The sequence below is a fragment of the Allobosea rubneri genome, from assembly GCF_032464875.1.
GTDB classification, from domain to species: Bacteria; Pseudomonadota; Alphaproteobacteria; order Rhizobiales; family Beijerinckiaceae; genus Allobosea; species Allobosea rubneri.
On record NZ_JAWDID010000067.1, the window covers coordinates 22364 to 29230 of the forward strand.

8 protein-coding genes are annotated in these 6867 nt (G+C 68.9%); 7 read left to right on the forward strand and 1 reads right to left on the reverse strand.

Features of this window, described 5'->3' with window-relative positions; genetic code table 11:
* Positions 1-43 precede the first annotated feature (43 nt).
* Positions 44-922: a DMT family transporter gene (locus RKE40_RS26160; RefSeq protein WP_316021105.1), complete on the forward strand. Its 879-nt coding sequence runs from the start codon at positions 44-46 to the stop codon at positions 920-922.
* Between the two features lie 9 nt (positions 923-931).
* On the opposite strand, the gene RKE40_RS26165 is transcribed toward RKE40_RS26160, so the two are convergent.
* Complete coding sequence (locus tag RKE40_RS26165) at positions 932-2299, reverse strand: hypothetical protein (protein ID WP_316021106.1); 1368 nt, start codon at positions 2297-2299, stop codon at positions 932-934.
* 131 nt (positions 2300-2430) lie between these two features.
* On the opposite strand from RKE40_RS26165, the gene crcB reads away from it, so the two are divergent.
* The 6 genes from crcB to RKE40_RS26195 form a co-directional block, all read left to right on the forward strand.
* Positions 2431-2814, forward strand: a complete 384-nt coding sequence (gene crcB / locus RKE40_RS26170; protein WP_316021114.1) for a fluoride efflux transporter CrcB — start codon at positions 2431-2433, stop codon at positions 2812-2814.
* Complete coding sequence (locus RKE40_RS26175; RefSeq protein WP_316021107.1) at positions 2811-4100, forward strand: RluA family pseudouridine synthase; 1290 nt, start codon at positions 2811-2813, stop codon at positions 4098-4100. Before crcB ends, RKE40_RS26175 begins: the two co-directional genes overlap by 4 nt.
* A 103-nt stretch (positions 4101-4203) precedes the next feature.
* Positions 4204-4710 carry a hypothetical protein gene (locus tag RKE40_RS26180; protein WP_316021108.1) on the forward strand — a complete coding sequence of 169 codons (507 nt, stop codon included), beginning with the start codon at positions 4204-4206 and terminating at the stop codon, positions 4708-4710.
* 111 nt (positions 4711-4821) lie between these two features.
* Complete coding sequence (locus RKE40_RS26185; RefSeq protein ID WP_316021109.1) at positions 4822-5484, forward strand: HAD-IA family hydrolase; 663 nt, start codon at positions 4822-4824, stop codon at positions 5482-5484.
* Positions 5485-5880: 396 nt separating this feature from the next.
* Positions 5881-6324 (forward strand): hypothetical protein, encoded by a 444-nt coding sequence (locus RKE40_RS26190; protein ID WP_316021110.1) that lies wholly within the window; start codon positions 5881-5883, stop codon positions 6322-6324.
* A gap of 138 nt (positions 6325-6462) precedes the next feature.
* Positions 6463-6867, forward strand: a 405-nt coding sequence (locus tag RKE40_RS26195) for a biotin carboxylase N-terminal domain-containing protein (RefSeq protein ID WP_316021111.1), incomplete at its 3' end; no start/stop codon positions are given.

Genomic DNA, 6867 nt, shown 5'->3' on the forward strand with positions numbered 1-6867 from the left:
GGCAAGGGAGCCGAGCGCCGCAGGCATCCGTTAGATGCGGTGCATGTCCACCTCGTCGCCTTCCCGCCATCCGCTGCGCGGCGTCCTGCTGATGCTGGGCGGGATCGCCTGCCTCGCCGCTTCCGATGCCGCCTCCAAGCTGCTCGCGGCGACGGTGCCGACGGCGCAGATCATGTGGATCCGCTTCGTCGTCTTCGCGCCGCTGGCGGTGCTGATCGCGCTCCGCGCCCTCGGTCGTGCCGGCCTGCGTTCCAGGCAGCCGCTGCTTCAGGTCATCCGCGGCATCGGCCTGCTCGGTTCGGGCTTCGGCTTCATCGCCGGCATGCAGTTCCTGCCGCTGGCCCAGGCGACGGCGGTGTTCTTCGTGGCGCCGCTGCTGGTGATCCTGTTCTCCGTGCCGCTGCTCGGCGAGGTCGCGCGCGCCCGGCAGTGGGCCGCGGTCTGCCTTGGCCTGCTCGGCGTGCTGATCATCGTCCGGCCGGGATCGGCGGGCTTCCACCCGGCGCTGATCTTCCCGGTGATCTCGGCGGCGTCCTGGGCCTTCGCCTTCGTGATGGCCCGCAAGATGCGGGCCGACAGCCCATTGCTGACCCTGGCCTACACCGCGGTTGTGGGGCTCATCGTCTGCACCGCGCTGCTGCCCTTCTCCTACGTGCCGCTCGGCTGGCGCGAGATCGGCTTGGGCCTGATGACGGCGCTCTTCTTCGCGGCGGCGCAATTGCTGCTCATCCTGGCCGTTCGCTTCGCTCAAGCCAACGAGCTCGCGCCCTACGCCTATAGCCAGTTGATCTGGGCGGCGCTGTTCGGCCTGCTGATCTTCGGCAATGTGCCGGATCTCTGGACGCTGCTCGGCGCGGTCGTCATCGTGCTGAGCGGGCTCGCGGCGACGAGCAGGCCCAAGCGCGCAGCTACCTCGGCGTGAGCGAGGCCGTCAAAAGCTCCGCTCAAGAAAAAGCTGCGTCGAGATCTGCCGCCCCGCCAGGCCGGCCTGGATATCGCGGCCGGCGATCGCGATCTTCGCCCAGGCGATCGAGGTCTCGATCCCGGCCTTGAAGCCTTCGACCGGTGTCCAGACGATGTTCGCGGCGACACGGTCGATCCTGATCTCGCCCTTGGCCTGTCCGGCGAGCGGCACCTCCAGCCAGTAGCGGCTGATGAAGGCGTTGGTCGCGATCTCGTCCGTCCATTCGCGCTTGGTCGAGACCAGGGCCGAGAAGCCGCGCGTCGGGTCGGTGCCGAAGAGCACGCGGTTGACCAGGCGCCCGTCGAGCTGCGAGCCGATATAGGGCGCGGCGTCGATGCCGGCGGCGACCTGCGCGGTCAGGCTGCTCGTCGCGCCGAAGAGCTCGCTTTCATAGGTCGCGCCGAGAATGCCAGCGCGGCCGGGCCGGGCGGCGCCGCTGGGCGCCTCGCGCAGGGCAAGCGCCCCGTGCACGGTCCAGGCGCCGGATTCGTAGACCAGTCGCGCCACGCCGTCCGGGAAGGAGCGGCCGGGGCCGAGGGAGGTCAGCGAGGGCGGGGCCGGGGCGCCGCTCGTCGTGCTGGTGGCGGAGCCGTTGCCGAGAGCGGTGTCCTCGAGGGAGAGCGTCGCCGTCCAGCTTGCGGTCAGTGGCAGTTCCAGTGCGATCAGGCCGACGGTGCGGGAAGGCGCGCGCGTCGAGAAGATGAAGTCGTCGCCGGTCCAGAAGGAGAAGCGCGAGGTGTCGAGGCCGAAGGTCCAGGGGCCGATCAGGATCGTCGCCTCGTCGACCGTGGTTTCGCCGACGCCGTTGATCGGGCTGTTGAGCGTGAAGCCGAAGGCGGAGCCGACGACGAGGCCCGAGGCGAGCTGATGCGAGGTCGCGATGCGGAAGGCGGCGCTGGTCGGGAAGGACGTCGTGGCCGGGGGCGCGGGCGGGCCGTTGCGCGAGACCTTGAAGCTGTCGCGCTGCAGACCGGCGCTGACCGTGCCGGTGATCGAGAGGCAAGTGCCGGAGCCAGGCAGGATCAGGCCGCGCTCCGGTGGGGCCTCGTCGTCGTCCGCGTCGTCGTCATCGGCATCGTCCGAATCGTCGTCCGAGCTGTTCTCGTCCTCATCCGCGGCTTCGGCTTCCTTGCCGGCGAAGAGCGGCTGCGTCTCGGGCAGGGCGATGGTGCAGGCGCGGGCGAATGTCGCGGCGAGGGGTGGCCGGGCCGGCAGGCGCGCTGGTTCGGCACTGGCGACCGAGGCGAGGACGAGACAGAGCCCGCCGAGCGACAGCGGCGCGAGCCACGGCCGCACCGCGCCAGCCAAGGCGGTGCCTGGGAATCGCTCGGTCACTATCGCTGCCGCTCACCCGTTCCCCCAATTTCTGCGGCGGCGTCGCCGCCGAAGTCAATCACGCTCGTCCGGACCATGCGCTGTGCGTGATTTCGTTTGTGCGGGCCGGCGGCGCTGGCTATTGCATGGCGATGACCTCCACGCTTCTCGTCTTTCTCGGCGCCGGCATCGGCGGCGTGCTCCGGCACGGCGTCAACCTCGCCGCGCTGCGATGGCTCGGTCCCGGATTTCCGTTCGGGACGATGGCGGTCAATATCGTCGGTTCCGCCGTGATGGGGCTGCTCGTCGGGTGGCTCGCGCTGCGGGCCGGGGAGGGCTGGCCGCAGCATGCGAGGCTCTTCCTCGCCACCGGCGTCCTCGGCGGCTTCACCACCTTCTCGGCCTTCTCGCTCGACGCCATATTGCTCTGGGAGCGCGGCGACGTCGTCGCGGCGGCGCTCTATGTCGGCGGCTCGGTCATTCTTTCGCTCGTGGCGCTGGTCGGCGGGCTCGCTCTGGTCAGGGGACTGTCATGAGGTCTGGCGGCAACGGTTCGGGCGGCAAGGGCGGCGCGGGCAAGGGCGGTGCAGGCAAGGCAGGGGCCGGCAAGGCAGGTGCTGGCAAGGGCGGCGCTGGGCCGCGCGGCCCGCGCCCGCTGGCTCGCCCCGGCAAGCGGCCGAGCCATGATGCGCGCCGGCAAGCCCAGGCGGCCGGACGTGGCAGGCCGGAGACGGCGGCTGCGGTCGCGAAGCCAGCTCCCAGGCGGCCCGCTGCAGCCGCGCCGACCCGCGCCGAGGTCAAGGCGGTGACGGCGGAGGTGCTTTCCACCGGCGTGCAGCAGCTCGTGGTGACGCCGGACGAGAACGAGATGCGGATCGACCGCTTCCTCGAAGCGCGCTTCCCGCAGCTCTCCTTCAGCCATATCCAGCGCATCGTCCGGAAGGGCGAGTTGCGCGTGAACGGCAAGCGCGCCGACAGCAAGGACCGGCTTGAAGCCGGCCAGACCGTGCGCATCCCGCCGCTCAAGCTCGAACAGCAGGACGAGCGGCCGCGTTCGGCCAAGGCCGATGCCGACACGATCGGCTTCCTGCGCTCGATCACGCTCTATGAGGACGATGACGTCATGGTCCTCAACAAGCCGGCGGGCCTCGCCGTGCAGGGCGGCTCGGGCACGACGCGCCATGTCGACGGGCTGCTCGACGCGCTGACCGGCAAGGACGGCCAGAAGCCGCGCCTCGTCCACCGGCTCGACAAGGACACCTCAGGCTGCCTCGTCATCGCCAAGTCGCGTTTCGCCGCGGCGACGCTGGCCAAGACCTTCCGCTCGCGCTCGGCGCGAAAAGTCTACTGGGCGCTGGTCGCGGGCGTGCCGCGTGTGCGCCAGGGCCGGATCTCGACCTATCTCGCCCGCGAGGAAGCCTATGACGGCGACCAGCGCATGGCGGTGGCCCAGCATGGCGAGGACGGCGCGATGCACGCCGTGACCTATTACGCGGTGGTCGAGACGGCGGCACAGAAGCTCGCCTGGCTCTCGCTGAAGCCGGTGACGGGTCGCACCCACCAGCTGCGCGCCCATGCTGCCCATATCGGCCACCCGATCGTTGGCGATCCCAAATATTTCAACATCCAGAACTGGGAACTGCCCGGCGGCATCCAGAACAAGTTGCACCTGCTGGCGCGGCGGATCGTGCTGCCGCATCCGCGCGGCAAGGGCACGATCGACGTCAGCGCGCCGCTGCCGCCGCATATGCGCCAGAGCTGGAACCTGCTCGGCTTCGAGGATGCGCCCTACGATCCGATCGTCGACGCGCCTGACGAGTAGGGCTTCGCACCAATGGGTTGCATGACCTAGCGTAAGAACACTTGCGGAACAAAGCGCGTTATGTTCTAAGTTTGTTCCTGTGATGGTTCACGGGAGGCATTCCATGTCGCGCACCGCCTTGCTCGCTACCGGTCTCGTTCTCGCATTCTCTTCCGCCGGCTTCGCCCAGGCCCAGCAGATCCCGGCCCCGGCCGTTGCCGGGCCGCAGACCGCCGCCGCTTCCGACGATCCGATCCCGCGCGCTGCCCGGGCCGAGGCGCGGCGCGACTGCTATGCCGAGAACATCGCGCTTTCGGGCGACGATCTGCGTCGCGCGATGCGCAATTGCATGCAGGAACGCTTTCCGGGTGTGCAGCTCTATGCCGCCGACGGGCTGACCAGGGACGGCAAGCCGACCGCGGCGACGGCACGCGCCGTCTGCAAGCAGCAGGCCGATGACCGCAAGCTTGCCGGCAGCGAGCGGACTGCGGCGCTGGTCGCCTGCTTCAACGAGAAGCGGCCCGATCTCGCGCAGCGGGCCGAGTGCCGCAAGGAGGCCCGCGGCAAGGGGCTGGAGGCGGAAGCCCTGCGTACCGCGATCGCCGAGTGTTCCAGGGGCGGCCAGGGCTGAACGAGCCAGGATTGAAAGGGCCGGGCATCTCCTTTGTCGGAGAGGCGCGAGCATAAGACCCTTGCGCCGGCGATGCTGGCGCCGGGGCGTCAGGCCGGCTAAAGCGCCGGCATGAACCTCGTGATCTTCGACCTCGACGGCACCCTGATCAATTCCGAAGCGATCATTCTCGAAGCCCAGTTCGAGACGTTCGCGCGCTGCGGGCTCAAGCATCCCGGCCGAGAAGCAGGGCTTGGGATCGTCGGCCTGACGCTGGATATCGCATTGATGCGCCTCGCCGGGCTCGAGCGGCCGGACGATGCGCTGACCGAGACCTATCGCCAGGTCTTCGGCGCGATGCGGCTCCAGGCGGAGAGCGATCCGAAGCTGGCCGAGCCGCTGTTTCCGGGCGTTGCCGAGATGCTGGCGGAGCTGTCGCGCCGGCCCGACACGGTGCTGGGCATTGCCACCGGCAAGTCGCGGCGCGGCGCCGACTACATCATCGAGCGCCATGGCTGGGGCGACCTGTTCGCGACGACCCAGACCGCCGACGATGCGGCGTCCAAGCCGCATCCGGAAATGATCCTGCGGGCGATGCGCGAGACAGGAGCGCAGCCGGGCGCGACGCTGATGATCGGCGACAGTAATTTCGACATGGAGATGGCGGTCGCTGCCGGGGTGGCGCCGGTCGCCGTCTCCTGGGGCTTCCAGTCGGTTCCGGCGCTGAAGGCGGCCGGGGCCGCGCATGTGATCGAGGACTGGGCGGCGCTGCCTGGACTGATCGGCAAGCCGTAGCACGCGGCCTGGGCGGACGGGTGCCGCTCGCCGCGCGCCGTCACGCTCGGGCCTGACCCGCGCATCTCCGCACGGAGCGGGTGCTGACCGGCGCCAACGCGTCATGAGAGTCTCTTATCTGCGCCGAGCTCATCTGCGGGCCGACCGTAGGTCGGACCCGAAGGCGCCGTCCGGGAATGACGCGGACGGGACGCCTTGGCTTTGCCGTTGTGAAGCCGCCTGCCGCCGCCACGCAGCGGCCTTGGTAATAACCGCGCAACCACATCGACTCAGACCCGTTTAACCTGAACAGGCGTTCAGATTCTCGAATTAACCACCTGATCAGAAGCGTGGCCGCATCGTCTCCTCACAACAGGGACATACCGGCACAAAACAACGCCGGACAGGGGTCGAACAATGATCAGCCATGAACTTCGTGAATTCGTCGATCGCGTGATGGACAGGCATGCGATCGACGACGAAGACGTCAAGATGCTTCAGCGCGAGATCTTGAGCGATGTTGTGATCAGCCGCGAAACGCTCGATGTGCTCATCGCTCTCGACCGTGCCGTCATGGTCAAGGCCGCTTCCTTCGCCGATTATCTGGTGGCTCTCACTGTCGATTTCGCCGTCTGGGAATGCCGCCCGACCGGCAAGATCGACCGCGACAAGGCGCATTGGCTGGTGACGACGCTGTCGGCCGGCGAGGGGCCGACGCAGACGGCCCAGCGGATCGGCTTCGAGATCGTCCGCGAGGCGCAGTCCTGCGACGAGGCGATGGTCAGCTTCGCGCTGCGCAAGGGCGATGCCCAGATGCGCGGCGTCAGCTTCCAGCCCGAGCGCCTGTTCCTGGCGAGCTGAGCCGGAGCCGGTACGAGGGCGGGGCTTCGAGCGCGGGCTGTTGCAGCCCGCCGGCCCGGCCGATCAGTGGACGGAAAGGTCCCACTCCCGTAAATCCGGCTATGTGCCATCAAGGCCGCCGGGCGGGGGAAGTCAGCGATGTTCACGAAGATTCTGATCGCGAACCGTGGCGAGATCGCCTGCCGTGTGATCAAGACCGCGCGGCGGATGGGGATCGCGACGGTTGCGGTGTATTCGGATGCGGACCGCGAGGCGCTGCATGTCGAGATGGCCGACGAGGCCGTGCATATCGGGGCGGCGCCGGCAGCCGAATCCTATCTCCAGATCGAGAAGATCATCGCCGCCTGCAAGGCGACGGGCGCCGAAGCGGTGCATCCCGGCTATGGCTTCCTCTCCGAGCGCGAGGCCTTCGCCCAGGCGCTGAAGGAGAACGGCATCGTCTTCATCGGGCCGAACCCCGGCGCGATCGCGGCGATGGGCGACAAGATCGAGTCGAAGAAGGCGGCGGCGGCGGCGAAGGTCTCGACCGTGCCCGGGCATCTC

What these genes read in the sequence shown, in the direction of transcription:
- RKE40_RS26160 (WP_316021105.1), top strand. Translation starts at nt 44, where the DNA reads ATGTCCACCTCGTCGCCTTCCCGCCATCCGCTGCGCGGCGTCCTGCTG.
- crcB (WP_316021114.1), top strand. Translation starts at nt 2,431, where the DNA reads ATGACCTCCACGCTTCTCGTCTTTCTCGGCGCCGGCATCGGCGGCGTG.
- RKE40_RS26175 (WP_316021107.1), top strand. Translation starts at nt 2,811, where the DNA reads ATGAGGTCTGGCGGCAACGGTTCGGGCGGCAAGGGCGGCGCGGGCAAG.
- RKE40_RS26180 (WP_316021108.1), top strand. Translation starts at nt 4,204, where the DNA reads ATGTCGCGCACCGCCTTGCTCGCTACCGGTCTCGTTCTCGCATTCTCT.
- RKE40_RS26185 (WP_316021109.1), top strand. Translation starts at nt 4,822, where the DNA reads ATGAACCTCGTGATCTTCGACCTCGACGGCACCCTGATCAATTCCGAA.
- RKE40_RS26190 (WP_316021110.1), top strand. Translation starts at nt 5,881, where the DNA reads ATGATCAGCCATGAACTTCGTGAATTCGTCGATCGCGTGATGGACAGG.